Here is an 18,851-nt window from a genome sequence, read left to right as displayed (position 1 = left end):
CCGGGTCGGATCGGAGCCGGTTACGGCGCCGGGTCGAATCCGAACGCCGAACCGAGGAACCGCAGCTCGGCCTCGGCCGCCGCGATGATCGTGTCCGCCTGCCGGAATCCGTGCCCCTCGCCCTCGAACAGCACGTACTCGTGCGGCACCCCGCGCGCGGCGAGCGCATCGCGGATCGCCTCCGACTGGGACGGCGGCACGACCGCGTCGTCGGCACCCTGCAGGATCAGCACGGGCACGTCGATGCGATCGGCGTGGGTGAGCGGGGATCTGTCGATGTACGTCTGCTCGGCCTCCGGCAGCGGTCCCACCAGGCCGTCGAGGTAGTAGCGCTCGAAGTCGTGCGTCTCCTCGGCGAGCAGGCGAAGGTCCACGACGCCGTACCGGTCCAGGCCCGCGGCGAACATCCCGCCGCGGACGAGGGCGGACAGCACGGTCCAGCCGCCGGCGGATCCTCCGCGGATCGCGATGCGGGCGGGGTCGGCGAGGCCGGCGTCCGCGAGTCCCTGAGCCGCGGCCAGCACGTCGTCCACGTCGACGACGCCCCACTCGCCGTCGAGCCGTGTGCGGTACTCCCGGCCGTAGCCGGTGGATCCGCCGTAGTTCACCTCGAGCACGCCGATGCCGCGGCTGGTGAAGTACGTGATCCATCCCGCCTGTGCGCCCGAGGAGTGGGCCGTCGGCCCGCCGTGCACCTGCACGACGTAGGGCGGCAGCGAACCCGGATCCGGATCGGCATTCGGGTTGGCCGGCGTGTGGTCGAACGCGTGCACCGGGCCGTGCGGTCCATCGAAGGTCACCGCGCGCGCGCCGGGCACCCACGCGGGGTCGACGGGATCACCGCCGCGGATCGCGCGCGCGACGCCCGCATCGATATCCAGTTCCCAGAGGCCCGGTGTGACCCGTCGTCCCTGTCCGGTGATCAGCACGCGGGACCCCTGCGCGTCCTCCAGGCTGAGGTCGCCGTCGAAGGGCACGTCGAGTTCACGCAGGAGCGCGCCGTCGGCGTCGAGCAGCACGAGTGCATCGGATCCGTTCGTGCGGACGGCCAGGATCCTGCCGTCCTCGAGCACCCGGAACCATCGTTGGCCGAGCACCCACAGTCCGCCGCCGGTGTCGGCGTCGGCGGGCGAGACGGCGGTGGGTATGCCGCCGGGTGTCGCGCGGTAAAGGTTCCATCGTCCGGTCGCGTCATGGCTGAACAGCAGCTCGTGGTCGCTGAGCCACTCGGGCTGCAGCGCGGCGCAGCCCGTCATAGTGGCTCGCGATCCCGTCACCAGATCCACGACGAGCGCTTCGGACGCCTCCCACGGCATTCGCCGCACATCCCACGTCACGAGTGCGAGCCTGGTCCCGTCAGGAGAGAGCGCCGGATGGGCGAAGAAGCCATCGTCGTCGAGGATCGTGGTGACAGCGCTGTCGTCTTCCGCCGCGGACCCGTCGAGCGGGATCTCCACGATCGCGCGCTCGTGCGGGTCGGCGCGCAGATCTTCGCGCACCGCGAACAGACGCCCCTGCTGCACCCGCAGCCCGCCGTACCGCGGACCCGGCGCGGTGAGCGGGACGGGCGCGTCCGTCTCGGGATCCAGCCGGTGCACGCGCTGATCCTCGCCGTCGACGAAGAGCAGAGTGCCGTCCTCGGCGACCGTCCACGCGCCGCCGCCGTACTCGTGCACGCGGGAGCGCGCGCTCCACGGCGCGCGCAGCACCTCGCGCGCGCCGCCGTCGCCGTCGCGGCGCATCACGCGCATGCGCCCTCGCTCCTGCGGCACGGATTCGCTCCACCAGATCCCGCCCGCGGCGTAGCGGGCGCCGTCGATCTTCGTGCCGGCGACGGCGAGGTCGGCCGCGGAGAGCGGGGAAGGCCAGGATCCGTACGGAGTCGTCATGATTCGAGCCTAGGAGAACAGGCGCTCGCGGTCTCATCCGGCGCCGCGTGCCGGGCACGCCCGGGGCGCCGACACATGGCGAAACACAGCATGCGTCGCATGGCGGCGCCGCCTAGCGTGGGGTGACCGCCCCGACCCAGGAGAGAGATGTCCTTCGACGCGCCGCCGTTCGCCCCCGTGGGGGCCGTCGTTCCGCGCGTCCCGATCTCCTTCGAGCTGTATCCGCCGCGCACCACGGCGCCCATCGAGGCGCTGCACGAGACGATCCAGCAGCTCGCCTCGACCGCGCCGCGATTCATCTCGGTGACCTACGGCGCGGGCGGATCCGTCGGCGGGCGCTCGCTCGACGTGCTGCGCTACATCCGCGAGCACACGTCCGTCGACCCGCTCGCGCACCTCACCTGCGTGGGCAACACGTACGCCGGAGCCTCGCGGCTGATCCGGGAGTTCCTCGACGCGGGGATCCTCAGCTTCCTCGCCCTGCGCGGCGACCCGCCGCTCGACGAGAGCCAGCCGTTCCTCGGAGACCTGGAGAGCTCGGCGCAGCTCGTGCAGCTGATCGACCGCGCGCAGGCCGAGCGGGCGCCGTACCAGGAACGACCGATCCCGGGCGTTCCCGGAGCCGTGCAGGTCACGCCGCGCCGGAAGGTGAACATCGCCGTCGCCGCCTATCCCAACGGGCATCCGCGCTCGACCTACCGCAACCAGGACATCGACGCGTTGCTGGCCAAGCAGGCCGCGGGGGCGACACTCGCGATCACGCAGCTGTTCTTCCACCCGGACGACTACTTCGCCTTCGTCGAGCGCGCGCGCCGCGCGGGCGTGACGATCCCGATCCTGCCCGGCATCATGCCGATCACGTCGCCCGCGCGCCTGCGCCGCGTGCTGGAACTCAGCGGCGAGGAGCTTCCCGCCGAGCTGTCGATCGACCTCGAGGTCGAGCCGACCGCCGAGGGCCGCACCGAGATCGGCGTCGCGCATGCGTCGGAGCTCGTGCGGGAGCTCGTGGACGGCGGGGCGCCGGGGATCCACCTGTACGCGTTCAACCAGCACCGCACCGTGCTGGACGTGCTCACGGCCGCCGGGGTCCTCCCCGAAGGCTCGGCGGCGTCCTCCACGGGCGCCGCCCTCCCGTTGGCAGAGACCCGCGGCGCGCACTAGGCCGCATCCTTCCCCCCTTCCGTCAGAGAGGACCGTCATGACCGCATTCCCCGAGGGCACCGTCCTGGGCTACCCGCGCATCGGCCGTCGCCGTGAGCTCAAGAAGGCCGTCGAGGCGTTCTGGGCCGGACGGATCGACGAGGCCGAGCTCGAGCGCACCGCGGCCGAGCTGCGCGCGACGACGCGCGAGCGCCTCGCCGCGCAGGGCCTCGGCCGCTCCGACTCGGCGATCCCCGAGTCCTTCTCGTACTACGACCAGGTGCTCGACGCCGCGGTCACCGTGGGCGCGATCCCCGCCCGCTTCGAGGACCTGCGGTCCGCCGACGGCACGATCGGCCTGCCGGCGTACTTCACCGTCGCCCGTGGCGAGGGCGAGCGCGCGCCGCTCGAGATGACGAAGTGGTTCGACACGAACTACCACTACCTCGTGCCCGAGATCGGTCCCGACACCGTCTTCTCCCTGTCCAGCGACCGTGTCGTGCGTCAGGTGCAGGAAGCGGCGGAGGCCGGCTTCCGCACCCGCCCCGTGCTCGTCGGCCCCGTCACGTTCCTCGCGCTCGCCAAGGCCGCCGACGAGGCGCCGGAGGGCTTCGACCCGCTGTCGCGCCTGGACGACCTCGTCGCGGTCTACGCCGAGGTGCTCGGTGCGCTCAAGGCCGCCGGCGCCGAGTGGGTGCAGCTGGATGAGCCGGCGCTCGTGAGCGAGTCGCTGCCCGCCTCGACCGCCGCGCTCGGCACGGCTGCGGAGCGCGCGTACGCGGTCCTCGGCGGTCTCGCGGAGCGCCCGGCGATCTTCGTCGCGGCCCCGTATGCGGCCCTCGACGCGAACCTCGCGGTCCTCGCCGCCGCTCCGATCGAGGCGATCGGCCTCGACCTCGTGCGCGGCGCGGTGCCGGCATCCGTCCCCGGTCTCGCCGACAAGGTGCTCGTCGGTGGCGTGGTCGACGGCCACAACATCTGGCGCGGCGACCTCTCCGCGGCGTTCGACACCCTCGAGGCCCTGCGCGGTCTCGGCGCGGCCGGCGTGGCCGCGGCCACCTCCACCTCGCTGCAGCACGTGCCGCACGACGTCGAGGACGAGACGAAGCTCGACGCCCGCCTCGTGAGCTGGCTGGCGTTCGCCGACCAGAAGGTCGCTCAGGTCACGACCCTCGCCAGGGGCCTCGCCGAGGGTCGCGCCGCGATCGCCGCCGAGCTCGACGCCGCCTCCGCCGCCCTGGCTGACCGGCTCAGCGCTCCCGGCGTGCGGGTGGACGCCGTCCGCGCGCGCACCTCGGCGCTGACGGACGCCGACTTCGACCGCGGCGACTACGAGGCCCGAGTGGCCGCGCAGTCGATCGCGCTCGACCTGCCGGCGCTGCCGCTCACGACGATCGGATCCTTCCCCCAGACGGGCGAGATCCGTCGCGCCCGCGCGCAGTTCACCAAGGGCGAGATCACCGCGGACGAGTACGACGGCTTCCTCCGCGAGGAGATCGGCCGGGTCGTGACGCTGCAGGAGGAGCTGGGCCTGGACGTGCTGGTGCACGGCGAGCCCGAGCGCAACGACATGGTGCAGTACTTCGCCGAGAACCTCGACGGCTTCGACGTCACCGAGAACGGCTGGGTGCAGTCCTACGGATCCCGCGCCACGCGCCCGTCGATCCTCTGGGGCGACGTCTCCCGTCCGGCGCCGATCACCGTCGCGTGGTCCGAGTACGCGCAGTCACTCACCGCGAAGCCGATGAAGGGCATGCTGACCGGTCCGGTCACGATCCTCGCGTGGTCGTTCGTCCGCGACGACCAGCCGCTCGCCGAGACGGCGAACCAGGTCGCCCTGGCGCTGCGCGACGAGATCGCGGACCTCGAGGCCGCCGGGATCGGCGTCATCCAGGTCGACGAGCCGGCACTGCGCGAGCTCCTGCCGCTCAAGAAGGCCGACCAGCCGGCGTACCTGGACTGGTCCGTCGCCTCGTTCCGCCTCTCCACGGCGGGTGCGGAGACGGCCACGCAGGTGCACACGCATCTCTGCTACTCGGAGTTCGGCGTCGTGATCGACGCGATCCGTGCGCTCGACGCGGACGTCACCTCGATCGAGGCCGCCCGCAGCCGTATGGAGGTCGTCACGGACATCGCCGCGGCGGGCTTCGACCACGGCATCGGCCCCGGCGTGTACGACATCCACTCGCCGCGCGTGCCGGACGCGTCCGAGGTCGAGGCGCTTCTGCGCCGCGCGGTCGAGGAGATCCCGACGCGTCAGCTCTGGGTCAACCCGGACTGCGGCCTGAAGACGCGCGGCTACGAGGAGACCAACGCCTCGCTGCGCAACATCGTCGAGGCCACCCGCCGCGTCCGCGAGGACGTGTCGGTCGCCGTCTGATCCCTCCGCGTCGGGCGTCTTCACCGAAGCCCCCTCGCAGCACCGAGGCCCCCTCTCAGATACGGATCTGAGAGGGGGCCTCGGTGCTGAGAGGGGGCCTCGACGTGGACGGGGTGGGATCAGACGGCGCGCAGCACCGCCACGATCTTGCCGAGCACCGTGGCGTCATCGCCCAGGATCGGCTCGAAAGCGCTGTTGCGGGGGAGCAGCCACACGTGGCCGTCCCGGCGGCGGAACGTCTTGACCGTGGCCTCTCCGTCGAGCATGGCTGCGACGATCTCGCCGTTCTCGGCGGTGCCCTGCGAGCGCACGACCACCCAGTCGCCGTCGCAGATGGCGGCGTCGATCATCGACTCGCCCGAGACCTTGAGCATGAACAGGTCGCCCTTGCCGACGAGCTGACGGGGAAGGGGGAAGATCTCCTCGACCTGCTGCTCGGCCGTGATCGGCACGCCGGCGGCGATCCTGCCCACGAGGGGCACGAGCGCGGCATCGCCGACCGAGGGGGCGGCGTCGGCGGGGTTCTCGGTCGAGAGGCCCGGCAGGTCGATCAGGACCTCCATGGCGCGGGTCTTGCCCGCGTCGCGGCGCAGATAGCCGCTGAGTTCGAGCTGACCGAGCTGATGCGTCACGCTGCTGAGGGACTTGAGACCCACGGCGTCGCCGATCTCGCGCATGCTCGGCGGGTAGCCGTACCGGGCGATCGAGGTCTGGATGACCTCGAGGATCGCCATCTGCTTCGCACTGAGGCTCTTGCGGCGCCGCGTCCGCGGGGCCTCGGAGCCGAGGTTCGCACCGTCGCTCATGCCATCTCCTTCGTGTGCGTCGGGCCCTCACGGATCCGGGGATCGGCATGGATTCGCGGGCGGCGATTCGAATGTCGGTGGTCCGTGATGGGGTCTTCGTATCGAAACCGTATCCGAGATCGGGGCGGAATCGATAGATCTGTTCGAGCGTGTCGGCGAATCATCGGAACCGATATTCGAAGACCGCTTGACAGATGTTCGAACTCGAAAGTAGTTTCGGTACGTAGGTTCGCCTCTCCAGAGGCCCGGATTCGAAGATCCTCCACACGGGATCCCGATCCGGGGAGAGGCGGACCGACACAGACACTGAGGAGAAGCACCATGAGCAGCATCACCTTTGCCGGTCCGGTTCCCGCCACGCGACTGCGGATCACCGCACGCGGTCGGCGCGTGCTCGCCGCGCTGGTCGCGCTCCCGGTGGCCGCGGCGATCGCGTTCGCGGCGCTGAGCGGCGGATCCGCGCTCGCCTCCGGTGAGCAGACGACGGGCAACACGTTCACGACCATCACCGTGCAGCCCGGCGACACCCTGTGGTCGATCGCGGGCGAGGTCGCTCCGAACGCCGACCCGCGCGATGTCGTCGCCAAGATCTCCCAGCTGAACCTCGTCGACGGCGGCGTGATCGAGGTCGGGCAGCACCTGGCCATCCCCGCGGAGTACGGCGCGACCGGACGCTGATCTTACTTCGACGGAGCTCAGCAACCGCGGTCATCTGTGCGATCGGCCACAGCCGGGCCGCCTAGCATGGCAGGGTGACTGTCTCGCTCGACGACTTACCCCTTCGTGACGACCTCCGCGGGCTGCGCCCCTACGGCGCCCCGCAGGCGCCTCTGCCCGTGGCGCTGAACGTGAACGAGAACACGCATCCGGTTCCCGAGCGGGTCGCGAGCGACATCCTCGACGACATCGCCGTCGCGCTGCGCGACGTCAACCGCTACCCGGACCGCGAGTTCACCGAGCTCCGTGAGGCGTTCGCCGGCTACCTCGGCCACGATCTCGTGGCCGCGAACATCTGGGCGGGCAACGGATCCAACGAGGTTCTCCAGCATATCCTGCAGGCCTTTGCAGGTCCTGGCCGCACCGTGTTCGGATTCGCGCCGACCTACTCGATGTACCCGCTGCTCGCCCAGGGCACGGGTGCCACCTGGGTCGCCGGCGTCCGCCACCCCGACTACGAGCTGACCGTCGACGAGGCGGTCGCGCAGGTCCGGGAGCACGATCCCGACGTGATCCTGCTGTGCGCGCCGAACAACCCCACGGGCACCCCGCTGCCGCTCGACGTGATCGAGGCGGTGTACGAGGCCGCGCGAGGCATCGTGATCGTCGATGAGGCGTACCAGGAGTTCGCCCCGAAGGATTCGCCGTCGGCGCTCACGCTGCTCGAAGGACGGCCGCGCCTCGCCGTCTCCCGCACCATGAGCAAGGCCTTCGCGTTCGCGGGAGCGAGGGTCGGCTACCTCGCCGCGGATCCGGCGTTCATCGACGCCCTGCGTCTGGTGCGCCTGCCGTACCACCTGAGCGCGCTCACCCAGGCGGCGGCGATCGCAGCGCTGCGGAATGCTCCGATCATGCTTGCGATGGTCGACGAGATCGTCGCGCAGCGCGATCGGATCTCCGCCACGCTCGAGGCCCTGGGGTACGACCCCCACCCGTCCTGGTCCAACTTCGTGCTGTTCGGCGGGGTCGCTGACCCCGCCGCGACCTGGCGTGCCCTGTACGACAAGGGGGTGCTGATCCGCGATGTCGGCATCCCGCGCCACCTGCGCGTCACGGCCGGCACCGAGGCCGAGACCACCGCATTCCTGGACGCCCTCGCCTCGATAGGATCGGCCTCATGACCGCTGAGACCCCTGCTGCGGCCCGGACCGCGCGCCGTACCCGTTCCACGTCCGAGTCGACGATCGAGCTCGAGCTCGACCTCGACGGCACGGGGCAGAGCCACATCGACACCTCGGTCCCGTTCTTCGACCACCTGCTGACGGCGTTCGCGAAGCACTCGCTCACCGATCTGACCGTGCGCGCCTCGGGCGACACCCACATCGACGCGCACCACACCGTGGAGGACGTGGCGATCGTGCTCGGCCAGGCGATCCGCGAGGCGCTCGGCGACAAGAGCGGCATCTCCCGCTACGGCGACGCGCTCGTCCCGCTGGACGAGGCTCTCGTGCAGGCGGTCGTCGACATCTCCGGTCGTCCCTACCTCGTGCACGAGGGCGAGCCGGCTGGCTACGAGCACCACCTCATCGGCGGCCACTTCACCGGATCCCTCGTGCGACACGTCTTCGAGGCGATCGCGTACAACGCCGCCCTGACCGTGCACGTGCGCGTGATCAGCGGCCGCGACCCGCACCACATCGCGGAGGCCGAGTTCAAGGCGTTCGCGCGTGCGTTCCGTCAGGCCAAGGCTCTCGACCCCCTCGTGGTCGGCGTGCCCTCCACCAAGGGCGCGCTGTGACCGAGGGCGCGGAGGGACGTCGTCCGACCGTCGCGGTCTTCGACTACGGATCCGGCAACGTGCACTCCGCCGTGAAGGCGCTGATCCGCGCCGGCGCCGACGCGCAGCTGACCGGCGACCGCGCGGCCGCGCTCGAAGCCGACGGGCTCGTGGTGCCCGGCGTCGGCGCTTTCGCGGCCGTCCGCGAGGCGCTGGCGGCGCACGGCGGCGACGAGATCATCGAGCGGCGCCTGGCCGGCGGCCGCCCCGTGCTGGGCATCTGCGTGGGCATGCAGGTTCTGTTCGCGGGCGGCGTCGAGCGCGGCGCCGAGGTCGACGGGCTCGGCGAGTGGCCCGGCATCGTGACCGAGCTCGATGCGCCGGTCCTGCCGCACATGGGCTGGAACACCGTGGAGCCCGACCCCGGCAGCGTGCTGTTCCGCGGGATCGAGCACGAGCGGTTCTACTTCGTGCACTCCTTCGCCGCTCAGACGTGGGAGCTGGATGTCATTCCGCCGTTCCCGCAGCCGCACCTCACCTGGGCCGAGCACGGCTCGCGGTTCCTGGCCGCGGTCGAGAACGGCCCCCTCTCCGCCACGCAGTTCCACCCGGAGAAGTCCGGCGAGGCGGGCATCCAGCTGCTGCGGAACTGGATCTCCACGCTCTGATCCGTGTGGTCCGTGTGACGGCGGGGGATTGGTGCCCCGACCATGCGCGGACTACTCTCTTCTCTCGTGCCGCGCTCGAAGCGCGCGGTGCATCGTGACCCGAAGGACGACATGAACGAGTTCGCGCAGTCCCCCTCCCTGACCCTCCTCCCGGCCGTGGATGTCGCGGGCGGGCAGGCCGTCCGCCTGACGCAGGGCGAGGCCGGAAGCGAGACCAGCTACGGCGATCCGATGGACGCCGCCGCGGAGTGGGTGGATCAGGGCGCCGAGTGGATCCACCTCGTCGACCTCGACGCCGCGTTCGGCCGCGGCAGCAACACCGCGATCCTGCGCCGCGTGATCAAGCAGTTCCGCGGCGTCAACGTCGAGCTTTCCGGGGGCATCCGCGACGACGCGAGCCTCGAGGCGGCGCTGGAGTCGGGCGCTTCCCGCATCAACCTCGGCACCGCGGCGCTCGAGAACCCCGAGTGGGCGGCCGACGTCATCGCCCGCTACGGCGACGCGGTCGCGGTGGGCCTGGACGTGCGCGGCACGACCCTTGCGGCCCGTGGCTGGACCAAGGAGGGCGGCGACCTCTGGACGGTCCTCGACCGCCTCGAGGATGCCGGCTGCAGCCGCTACGTCGTCACCGACGTCACCAAGGACGGCACGCTCAAGGGCCCGAACCTCGACCTGCTCCGCGAGATCACCGCACGCACCCCGAAGCCCGTCGTGGCATCGGGCGGCATCGCGAACCTCGACGACATCGCCGCGCTCCGCGAGCTCGTGCCTCTCGGCGTCGAGGGCGCGATCGTCGGCAAGGCGCTGTACGCGGGCGCGTTCACCCTGGCCGAGGCGCTGGATGTCGCCGGATCCTGACCACGCCGCGTCCGGGGCGTGCGACCACGACCACGGCGCGCACGGCAACACGGGCGACTCGGCGGGCGTCCCCTGGGCGGGACGCTCCTTCCAGGAGAACACCCGCGCGAGCGACGACGGATCCGCGGATCCGGCGCTCTGGGACGCGCTGACGCGCTTCCGGGGCGGAGACGGCTCGCAGGCCGAGGTCGTGGACGCGTTCCGCGCGGCGCGCGTGCTGGTGCCGCTCGTCGCGGAGAAGGGCGAGGAAGGCGTGGCGCCGTCCGGACTCACGGTCGACAAGACGCAGGAGCTCTCCCTCGTCACGGTCGCCGCGCCCGACGGGCGCACAGTGCAGCCGGCCTTCACGAGCGTGGACGCCATGCGCTCCTGGGATCCGGTCGCGCGCCCCATCCCTGTCGAGGCCACCCGCGTGGCGCTGTCCGCCTCGTCGGGCGATGCGGAGCTGATCGTGCTGGATCCCGGATCCGCGACTGAGTTCGTCCTGCGCCGCCCCGCGGTGTGGGCGATCGCGCAGGGGCAGCAGTGGGAGCCGAGCTTCCTCTCGCCCGAGGTCTACGCGGGGCTCCTGGAGAGCGTCGGCAGCGAGCTCGCCGTGATCGACGTCGCCGTCTCCGCGGGCGACCCCGATGCGCGCCTGCGCGGGCCGGAGCTCGTCGTGACGCTGGAGCTCGTCGAGGGGCTGGACCGCGAGACGCTCGATGCGGTGCTCGCCCGCCTCGCGCAGCGCTGGGCGGCCGACGACCGCATCGCGGTGCTCGTCGACTCGCTCACCGTGCGCCTGCGCGCGAGCGCCTGACGGCGGAGGCGAGCGCACTCGCCCCCGCCGGCATCGGCCTCAGGTGACCGGACCGGTCCACTTCTCGCCGGGACCCTGCCCGATCGGGTCGGGGATGACGGAGGCCTCACGGAAGGCGAGCTGCACGGAGCGCAGGCCGTCGCGCAGGGAGCGCGCGTGCATGTCGCTGATCTCGGGGGCGGCGGCGGTGATGAGTCCGGCCAGGGCGTTGATGAGCTTGCGCGCCTCGTCCAGGTCCTTCTGTGTCTCGGGGTCGTCCGCGAGGCCCACCTTGACCGCGGCCGCGCTCAGCAGGTGCACGGCGGCGGTGGTGATCACCTCGACGGCCGCGACGTCCGCGATGTCGCGCGCGGCTCCTGAGGCGTCGGGGGAGAGGGGGGTGACGTGCTCGTGGCCGTCGGGCGCGGGAGTGCTCACTGTGCCGGCTTTCCGAAGGTCTTGCCTTCTGATAGACTTCTGCGGGCTCCGGGGCTTATGTCCCGGCACGAAAGAGGATTCACTTCCCACCCGCGCTTGCCGCTCAAGGCTACCGGGTTCAGCACTCCGCCGATTCACGTCGGTAGCCGCTGTGCAGCGAAGGCTGCGCAGCGGGTCAGGGTGCCGCCGGCGTCTGAATGCCGGCGGGTGGGACGATTCTGATTTCGCCCGTGATCTGTCCGGATCACGGTGGCTGAAACCATCGTCTAAGGAGTCCGCATCAGCGATCCCCGCACCAATGAGCGCATCCGCGTCCCCGAGGTCCGCCTCGTCGGCCCCGCGGGTGAGCAGATCGGCGTCGTCCGTATCGAGGCGGCGCTGCGTCTTGCGCAGGAAGCCGACCTCGATCTCGTCGAGGTCGCCCCGAACTCGAAGCCTCCCGTGGTCAAGATCATGGACTACGGCAAGTTCAAGTACGAGGCCGCGCAGAAGGCGAAGGAAGCTCGCCGCAACCAGGCGAACACGATCCTGAAGGAGGTGCGCTTCCGTCTGAAGATCGAGGCGCACGACTACACGACGAAGCTCAAGCGCGCCGAGGGCTTCCTCAAGGCGGGCGACAAGGTGAAGGCGATGATCCTGTTCCGCGGCCGGGAGCAGTCCCGTCCCGAGCAGGGCGTGCGACTCCTCCGCAAGTTCGCGGAGGACGTGGCCGAGTTCGGCACGGTGGAGTCCAACCCCACCATCGACGGACGCAACATGGTCATGGTGGTCGCCCCGCTGAAGAACAAGTCCGAGGCGAAGGCCGAGCAGAACGCCGTGCGCGACGCACAGCGCGCGGCCAACAAGCAGGCCGCCCGCGATGCCAAGGCGCCCGGCGCCCCGGCCGAAGCGGCAGCCCCGGCCGCCCCGGCCGCTCCGGCTGAGTGATCCCCGGATCCGACAGCCCCACACAGACCTCCCGCACGACGGGCAGAACCCTGTCGCCCAGCTGGGCGCCATACGAAGGAAGAGAAGATGCCGAAGCAGAAGACCCACTCGGGTGCCAAGAAGCGCTTCAAGATCACCGGCAGCGGAAAGCTGAAGAAGCAGCAGGCCGGGATGCGCCACAACCTCGAGCTGAAGTCGAGCCGTCGCACCCGTCGCCTCAACCAGGACCAGGTGCTGTCGAAGGCAGACGCCAAGGTCGCCAAGAAGCTCCTCGGCCGCTGACGCCGATCGCACGATAGGAATACACGAAAATGGCTAGAGTCAAGCGCGCCGTCAACGCTCACAAGAAGCGCCGCGTCATCCTCGAGCGCGCCTCGGGTTACCGTGGCCAGCGCTCGCGCCTGTACCGCAAGGCGAAGGAGCAGGTCACCCACTCCCTCGTCTACGCGTACCGCGACCGTCGCAAGCGCAAGGGCGACTTCCGCCGTCTGTGGATCCAGCGCATCAACGCCGCTGCCCGCCAGAACGGCATCACGTACAACCGCTTCATCCAGGGCCTCGGTCTCGCCGGCGTCCAGGTCGACCGCCGCATGCTCGCCGAGCTCGCGGTGAACGAGCCGGCGACCTTCGCCGCTCTGGTCGAGACGGCCCGCAAGGCTCTGCCGGCGGACGTCAACGCGCCCAAGTCGGCTGCGTAAGCGCTTCGACAGGCTCAGCGACCGATTGTTGTCGAAGGGGCGCCGTCCGCGAGGACGGCGCCCCTTCCGTGTCCCTAGACTGTGATGGTGCTGGAGAATCCCCGATCCCCGCGCGTGCGCGCCGTCGCCAAGCTCACCAAGCGCAGTGCCCGCACCGAGACCGGCCTGTTCCTACTGGAGGGACCGCAGGCGGTGCGCGAGGCGCTGTCCTATCGGCCCGAGGCGATCGTCGAGCTCTTCGCGACGCCGACCGCGTGGGACAAGCACGGCGACCTGCGTCAGGCCGCGGCCGACGCGGACGTGCGCTTCGAGTACGTGACAGAGTTCGTGCTCGCGGCGATGGCCGACACCGTCACGCCCCAGGGCGTGGTCGCGGTCGCCCGGCAGACGCCCACCTCGGTGCGGGACATCTTCGCCGCGTCGCCGCGCCTCGTCGCGATCTGCGAGGAGATCCGCGATCCGGGCAACCTCGGCACGATCATCCGCGCCGCCGATGCGACCGGTGCCGATGCGGTCGTGCTCACCGGCCGCACGGTCGACCTGTACAACCCGAAGGTCGTGCGCTCGACCACCGGATCCCTGTTCCATCTGCCGGTCTCGGTCGGCGGAGAGCTCTCCGACGTCGTCGCACGCGCGCACGCGGCGGGCCTGCAGGTCGTCGCGGCGGACGTGAAGGGCGACGACCTGCTCGCGGCCCGCGCCGAGGGTGCGCTGGCCCGGCCGACGGCCTGGCTGTTCGGCAACGAGGCCCGAGGGCTCGAGGAGCCTGCGCTGAAGCTGGCCGATCGCGCGCTGCGGCTGCCGATCTTCGGCCGCGCCGAATCCCTGAACCTCGCGACCGCCGCGAGCGTGTGCCTGTACGAGAGCGCGTTCGCGCAGCGGGCCTAGGCGCACCAGGAGACACGCCCCCGGTATGAAGATCCTCATCGTCGAAGACGACGAACGCGTGGCCGATGCGCTTGCCGGCTTCCTCGGCCGCGCCGGTTACGCGGTCGAGCGCGTCGGGGACGGGCGCGGCGCCCTCGACATGCTCGGGACGGACACCGAGGCCGTGATCCTCGATCTCGGCCTCCCCGACATCGATGGCATCGAGCTGTGCCGGCGCATCCGCGCGGTCAGCGGGGTTCCGATCCTCATCGCCACGGCGCGCAGCCAGGTTCACGAGCGGATTCGGGGGCTGCGGGCCGGCGCCGACGACTTCCTCGTCAAGCCCTACGACGTGCAGGAGCTGCTGGCCCGCATCGAGGCGGTCACCCGCCGCAGCCACGCGATCGGCGCCGAGGTCGGGCCGGTGGGCATCGACATCGACGGCGTGCGGATCGATCTGGTCGCGCGCCGGGTGCTCGTCGACGGCGAACCCGTGGAGCTGACCCGCAAGGAGTTCGACATCGTCGCGGTGCTGGCCCGCTATCCGGGCGTGCCCGTGCCGAGGGAGCGGCTCATCCGCGAGGTGTGGAACACCGACTGGCAGAGCTTCGCCCGCTCGCTCGAGGTGCACGTCGCCTCGATCCGCCGCAAGCTCGGGCGGCCCGCGCTCATCGAGACGGTCCGCGGCGTGGGCTACCGCCTGACGGGGCTGTGACCCGTGCGGAAGCGATTGTTCATCGTGTTCCTGGTGCCGCTCGCGGCCGTGCTGCTGCTGCTCGGCGGCGCCTACGGCTGGACGGCCTCGCGCGGCGTGCAGCAGAGCTTCTACACGCAGCAGGTCGGCGACATCGGCACCTTCGTGACGAGTGCGCGGCAGGCGCTGCTGTCCGGGAGCGCCGAGGTGCTGGACGGTGAGCTGCGGCGCTACCACGAGCTCTACGGCACCCGCGTGATCGTGGTGGACCGTTCCGGTCGGCCGTGGTCGCCCCAGCAGGGCGACGCCCCGGTGCTGGACGACGCGACAGCCGACAAGGTGAAGCTCGCCCTCTCCGGGCGGCGCAGCGATCTGCCGGAACCGGTCCTGCTGCCGTGGCAGTTCGCCGAGCAGTCCCTCGTGGAGCCGATCTTCGACCAGGGCGACGTCATCGGAGCCGTGGTCATGTCGGCGAGCGTGGAGGCGCCGCGGGCCGAGATCGTGCGCCAGTGGGTCCTGCTCGGCGTCGTGAGCGTGATCGCGATCGGGGTCGGCCTTCTCGTGGTGCTGGGTCTCGCGCGGTGGGTGCTCAAGCCCGTGCATCGTGTGGACGAGGCGATGGAGGCGATCGAGCGCGGCGACATGGAGGCGCGGATCGCCGACGACACCGGCCCTCCGGAGCTGCATCGCATGATTCTGCTCTTCAACCGGATGGCGGAGGAGATCGAGCGCGTCGTGTCGCGTCAGCAGGAGTTCGCGCTCAACGCCTCGCACGAGCTGCGCAATCCGCTCAGCGCTCTGCTGCTGCGGGTGGAATCGCTCGCCACGGGCCTGGATCGCGGCTGGGACCGGGAGATCGAGGCCACGCGCGAGGAGGGCAGGCGGATGACCAGGATCCTGGACACGCTGCTGTCCTTCGCACGCGGGGCGGATCCGGCGCCGCTGCAGGATCCGATCGATCTCGCCGCCCTCGCCGAGCGCCGCGTGGCGGCCTGGCGGGATGCGGCGGCCGCGAAGGGCGTCGCGCTCGTGCTGCACATCGAAGGCCCCGTGCGCTCCCGCACGGACGAGACCATCGCGGAGAGCGCACTGGACGCCGTGATCGACAACGCCGTGAAGTTCTCGCCCGCCGGCACCGCGATCGAGGTCACGGCGGCGCGGGGCGAGGCGGGCTGCGAGCTGTCGGTGCGCGATCACGGCCCTGGGATCCCCGAGGAGGAGCTCGCGCACGCGACCGACCGGCACTGGCGCAGCGACCGGACGCGCGCGATCCCCGGCACCGGCCTGGGACTCGCGATCGCCACGGATCTGCTGGCCACGGTCGATGCCGGAGTGCGCGTCGAAGCGGCGGACGGCGGCGGGCTGCGCGTGGTCCTGATGCTCCCTGCGGCGGAGGTGCGATGACCAGGCGATCCCCGCGAGCGACGGTGCGGATGCTGCTCGCGCTCCTGCTGTGCGTGCTGAGCGCGTCGGCGCTCGCCTCGTGCGCGCCCGAGGATCGCAGCTGGGCGGACAAGCCGCAGGCGATCGCGGGTGGGGGAGCGACCGGCGTGTACTACGCCTACGGCCAGCAGTTCGCCGAGGTGCTCACCGCGCGCCTGGGGGCCAGGTTCGCCGCACAGCAGACCAACGGATCGGTGGACAACCTGGAGCGGGTCGGGTCAGGACGGGCGGTGCTCGGCTTCGCCCAGGGCGATGCGGTCGCCGACGCCGTGGCCGGCACGGGCGCCTTCCCCGAGGCCGTCCCCATCGTCGCGGTCGCGCGGCTGTACGACGAGTACGTGCACATCGTGGTCCGGGAGGGGTCCGACGTGCGCGACCTCCGGGACCTCGCCGGCCGCGCGGTGTCCCTCGGTGCGCGCGGATCGGGCGTGGAGCTCGTGGCCGGCCGCGTGCTCGCGGCCGCCGATGTCGACGCCGCCACGATCCGCAACCCCGAGCTGGGGCTGGAGGGCTCGATCGCCGCCCTCCGCAGGGGCGAGATCGAGGCCTTCTTCTGGGTCGGCGGGCTGCCGACACCGGGCATCGCGACGCTCGCGGCCGACACCCCGATCCGGCTGCTGTCGATCCCTCCGTCCGTCGTCGACGCGGTCAACGCGGCGCACGCGGGGGCCTACCGGCAGGCGGACTTCCCGATCGGCGGCTACGGCATCGACACCTCGACGGTGACGATGACCGTGCCGAACTACCTGGTCGCCCGCGCCGATGCGCCGGAGGGGCTCATCCACGATGCGACCGCGGTGCTGTTCGACGAACGCGTGACGATCGCCCGGCGCGCGCCGGCGGCCGCGCTGCTCGATCGACGGCAGGCGATCTTCACCGACCCGATCGCGCTGCACCCCGGCGCCGTGCGCTACTACCGCGAGACTCACGACTGACCGGATCCTTCCGCGGAACATCGCGGTCGCATGCAGGAAACAGCCCGGAAACGGGGGTGACGAAACCCTCAAGGAATCCTCAAGCGCGGCGCTCCGGCTGCCGTCGAGCTAATAGCGTCATCGGCACCCCGCGGTCTCATCCGCCCCGCTCGTCCTCACGGAGTTCCGACATGCCCGATTCCCGCCCCGCCTCCGTCGGCGCCCCTCTCGTCGTGGTCGACCACGTCCAGAAGCACTATGGCGACTTCCAGGCGCTGACCGACATCGACCTCACCGTGCACAAGGGCGAGGTGGTCGTGATCATCGGCCCGTCCGGGTCCGGCAAGTCCACGCTCTGCCGCACGATCAACCGCCTCGAGACGATCACCAGCGGATCGATCACGATCGACGGCAACGAACTGCCCGCGGAGGGCAAGGGCCTGGCCCAGCTGCGCGCCGATGTCGGCATGGTGTTCCAGTCCTTCAATCTGTTCGCCCACCTGACGATCCTGGAGAACGTCACGCTCGGGCCGATCAAGGTGCGCGGACTCAAGAAGGCGGACGCCGAGAAGGAGGCGATGCAGCTGCTCGAGCGGGTCGGCGTCGCGGCTCAGGCCTCGAAGCTCCCCGCACAGCTCAGCGGCGGCCAGCAGCAGCGCGTCGCGATCGCGCGCGCCCTCGCCATGCACCCCAAGGTCATGCTCTTCGACGAGCCCACGAGCGCCCTGGACCCGGAGATGATCACCGAGGTGCTCGACGTCATGATCGAGCTGGCCGCGAGCGGGATGACGATGATCGTTGTCACGCACGAGATGGGCTTCGCCCGCAAGGCGGCGAACCGCGTCGTGTTCATGGCGGACGGCCGGATCCTCGAGGAGGCCGGGCCCGAGGAGTTCTTCACGAACCCGCAGTCGGACCGCGCCAAGGACTTCCTGTCGAAGCTCCTCACCCACTGACCTGATCCCCGCACCACAGCACCTGCACCGAAGGAGAAGCACATGCGAAAGTCACGGATCCTCACCGGCCTCGGCATCGCTGCCGTCGCCCTGATCGCCCTCACGGGCTGCAACAGCGGCAGTCCCACGAGCCCCGGAGCCACGGGGGAGGGCACGACTCCGACCAGCGACAAGCCGCTGTTCGAGGTCGCCAAGGACGTCAAGCTCGAAGGCAGCCCGACGTTCGACCGGATCACCAAGAACGGCAAGATCACCATCGGGGTCAAGGAGGACCAGCCCGGCCTGGGCTTCAAGGACGCGACCACGGGTCAGCGGAGCGGCTTCGACATCGACATCGCGCGATGGATCGCGGCGTCGCTCGGTTACAGCGAGGACAAGATCGAGTTCAAGCCGATCCCCTCGGCCAACCGCGAGCAGTCGATCGTGAACGGCGACATCGACTATTACGTCGGGACCTACTCGATCACCGACAAGCGCAAGGCCGTGATCGACTTCGCCGGCCCGTACTTCGTCACCGGCCAGGGCCTGCTGGTCCGCAAGAGCGACGACACGATCAAGAGCGAGAAGGACCTCGCCGGCAAGACGGTGTGCTCCGCGACCGGATCGACGCCGCTGCAGAACATTCAGGCGAACTTCCCCGACACCAAGACCGTCGGCCTCGACCTGTACTCCGCGTGCGTGGACCAGCTGATCAGCAAGCAGGTCGACGCGGTCACGACCGATCAGGCCATCCTGATCGGCTATGCCTCTCAGGATCCGGACGAGCTCAAGGTCGTCGGCGAGCCGTTCACGACCGAGAAGTACGGCGTCGGCCTCGCCAAGGGGGACACCGCGTTCCAGACCTTCGTGAACACGATGTTCACCGACGGAGGCGACACCTGGAAGGCGATCTTCGAGAAGAACCTGGGCGCGAGCGGCATGAAGGTCACGCAGCCCGCTGTCGAGAAGTGATTCCGAAGCG

At 70.8% G+C, this 18,851-nt stretch carries 20 protein-coding genes; 17 read left to right on the top strand and 3 right to left on the bottom strand.

The window, feature by feature from the left end; translation table 11 throughout:
• Positions 1 to 20: 20 nt before the first annotated feature.
• A complete protein-coding gene (locus ACFC1J_RS13950) occupies positions 21 to 1,889 on the bottom strand; it encodes a S9 family peptidase (protein WP_375907093.1) in 1,869 nt (622 codons plus the stop codon).
• A 147-nt stretch (positions 1,890 to 2,036) separates the two neighbouring features.
• Between ACFC1J_RS13950 and ACFC1J_RS13945 the strand changes: the two genes are divergently transcribed.
• Complete coding sequence (locus tag ACFC1J_RS13945) at positions 2,037 to 3,050, top strand: methylenetetrahydrofolate reductase (protein ID WP_375907090.1); 1,014 nt, start codon at positions 2,037 to 2,039, stop codon at positions 3,048 to 3,050.
• 37 nt (positions 3,051 to 3,087) lie between these two features.
• Positions 3,088 to 5,409 (top strand): 5-methyltetrahydropteroyltriglutamate--homocysteine S-methyltransferase, encoded by a 2,322-nt coding sequence (gene metE, locus ACFC1J_RS13940; protein ID WP_375907087.1) that lies wholly within the window; start codon positions 3,088 to 3,090, stop codon positions 5,407 to 5,409.
• 119 nt (positions 5,410 to 5,528) lie between these two features.
• Here the strand turns inward: metE and lexA are convergent, their stop codons facing one another.
• Positions 5,529 to 6,215 (bottom strand): transcriptional repressor LexA, encoded by a 687-nt coding sequence (lexA, locus tag ACFC1J_RS13935; RefSeq protein WP_292716078.1) that lies wholly within the window; start codon positions 6,213 to 6,215, stop codon positions 5,529 to 5,531.
• Positions 6,216 to 6,536: 321 nt separating this feature from the next.
• Here lexA and ACFC1J_RS13930 point away from each other — a divergent pair, with 321 nt between their 5' ends.
• From ACFC1J_RS13930 to ACFC1J_RS13905, 6 genes are all read left to right on the top strand, one after another.
• Entirely contained in the window at positions 6,537 to 6,893 is a 357-nt protein-coding gene (locus ACFC1J_RS13930; RefSeq protein WP_375907084.1) for a LysM peptidoglycan-binding domain-containing protein, read from the top strand.
• Between the two features lie 74 nt (positions 6,894 to 6,967).
• On the top strand, positions 6,968 to 8,053 hold the full coding sequence (locus ACFC1J_RS13925; protein ID WP_375907081.1) for a histidinol-phosphate transaminase: 1,086 nt from the start codon (positions 6,968 to 6,970) through the stop codon (positions 8,051 to 8,053).
• On the top strand, positions 8,050 to 8,670 hold the full coding sequence (gene hisB, locus ACFC1J_RS13920; protein WP_045272301.1) for an imidazoleglycerol-phosphate dehydratase HisB: 621 nt from the start codon (positions 8,050 to 8,052) through the stop codon (positions 8,668 to 8,670). Before ACFC1J_RS13925 ends, hisB begins: the two co-directional genes overlap by 4 nt.
• Positions 8,667 to 9,317: an imidazole glycerol phosphate synthase subunit HisH gene (gene hisH / locus ACFC1J_RS13915; RefSeq protein ID WP_375907078.1), complete on the top strand. Its 651-nt coding sequence runs from the start codon at positions 8,667 to 8,669 to the stop codon at positions 9,315 to 9,317. Before hisB ends, hisH begins: the two co-directional genes overlap by 4 nt.
• 111 nt (positions 9,318 to 9,428) lie before the next feature.
• On the top strand, positions 9,429 to 10,175 hold the full coding sequence (gene priA, locus ACFC1J_RS13910) for a bifunctional 1-(5-phosphoribosyl)-5-((5-phosphoribosylamino)methylideneamino)imidazole-4-carboxamide isomerase/phosphoribosylanthranilate isomerase PriA (RefSeq protein WP_375907731.1): 747 nt from the start codon (positions 9,429 to 9,431) through the stop codon (positions 10,173 to 10,175).
• Positions 10,159 to 10,974: an SseB family protein gene (locus ACFC1J_RS13905; RefSeq protein ID WP_375907075.1), complete on the top strand. Its 816-nt coding sequence runs from the start codon at positions 10,159 to 10,161 to the stop codon at positions 10,972 to 10,974. Before priA ends, ACFC1J_RS13905 begins: the two co-directional genes overlap by 17 nt.
• Positions 10,975 to 11,013: 39 nt before the next feature.
• On the opposite strand, the gene ACFC1J_RS13900 is transcribed toward ACFC1J_RS13905, so the two are convergent.
• Positions 11,014 to 11,391, bottom strand: a complete 378-nt coding sequence (locus ACFC1J_RS13900; RefSeq protein ID WP_375907072.1) for a DUF1844 domain-containing protein — start codon at positions 11,389 to 11,391, stop codon at positions 11,014 to 11,016.
• A 279-nt stretch (positions 11,392 to 11,670) separates the two neighbouring features.
• Between ACFC1J_RS13900 and infC the strand changes: the two genes are divergently transcribed.
• From infC to ACFC1J_RS13855, 9 genes are all read left to right on the top strand, one after another.
• A complete protein-coding gene (gene infC / locus ACFC1J_RS13895; protein WP_375907728.1) occupies positions 11,671 to 12,318 on the top strand; it encodes a translation initiation factor IF-3 in 648 nt (215 codons plus the stop codon).
• Between the two features lie 87 nt (positions 12,319 to 12,405).
• Positions 12,406 to 12,600 carry a 50S ribosomal protein L35 gene (gene rpmI / locus ACFC1J_RS13890; protein WP_182253581.1) on the top strand — a complete coding sequence of 65 codons (195 nt, stop codon included), beginning with the start codon at positions 12,406 to 12,408 and terminating at the stop codon, positions 12,598 to 12,600.
• Positions 12,601 to 12,629: 29 nt separating this feature from the next.
• Entirely contained in the window at positions 12,630 to 13,016 is a 387-nt protein-coding gene (gene rplT, locus ACFC1J_RS13885) for a 50S ribosomal protein L20 (protein ID WP_045272308.1), read from the top strand.
• Positions 13,017 to 13,103: 87 nt separating this feature from the next.
• The gene (locus tag ACFC1J_RS13880; protein ID WP_375907068.1) at positions 13,104 to 13,904 is read left to right on the top strand and encodes a TrmH family RNA methyltransferase; all 801 of its coding nucleotides are present in this window, start codon (positions 13,104 to 13,106) and stop codon (positions 13,902 to 13,904) included.
• 25 nt (positions 13,905 to 13,929) lie between these two features.
• Complete coding sequence (locus ACFC1J_RS13875) at positions 13,930 to 14,598, top strand: response regulator transcription factor (protein WP_375907065.1); 669 nt, start codon at positions 13,930 to 13,932, stop codon at positions 14,596 to 14,598.
• 3 nt (positions 14,599 to 14,601) lie between these two features.
• Positions 14,602 to 15,981, top strand: coding sequence for a sensor histidine kinase (locus tag ACFC1J_RS13870; protein ID WP_375907062.1), 1,380 nt, complete (start codon positions 14,602 to 14,604; stop codon positions 15,979 to 15,981).
• The gene (locus tag ACFC1J_RS13865) at positions 15,978 to 16,955 is read left to right on the top strand and encodes a TAXI family TRAP transporter solute-binding subunit (RefSeq protein ID WP_375907059.1); all 978 of its coding nucleotides are present in this window, start codon (positions 15,978 to 15,980) and stop codon (positions 16,953 to 16,955) included. The genes ACFC1J_RS13870 and ACFC1J_RS13865 overlap by 4 nt, the downstream gene beginning before the upstream one ends.
• A gap of 170 nt (positions 16,956 to 17,125) precedes the next feature.
• Complete coding sequence (locus ACFC1J_RS13860) at positions 17,126 to 17,890, top strand: amino acid ABC transporter ATP-binding protein (protein WP_375907056.1); 765 nt, start codon at positions 17,126 to 17,128, stop codon at positions 17,888 to 17,890.
• Between the two features lie 42 nt (positions 17,891 to 17,932).
• Positions 17,933 to 18,841 (top strand): glutamate ABC transporter substrate-binding protein, encoded by a 909-nt coding sequence (locus ACFC1J_RS13855; RefSeq protein ID WP_375907053.1) that lies wholly within the window; start codon positions 17,933 to 17,935, stop codon positions 18,839 to 18,841.
• The last annotated feature ends 10 nt before the right edge of the window (positions 18,842 to 18,851 follow it).

It is taken from the genome of Microbacterium sp. NPDC056052 (genome assembly GCF_042266785.1).
Taxonomy (GTDB): domain Bacteria; phylum Actinomycetota; class Actinomycetes; order Actinomycetales; family Microbacteriaceae; genus Microbacterium.
This window is presented reverse-complemented; position numbering and strand designations above follow the sequence as displayed.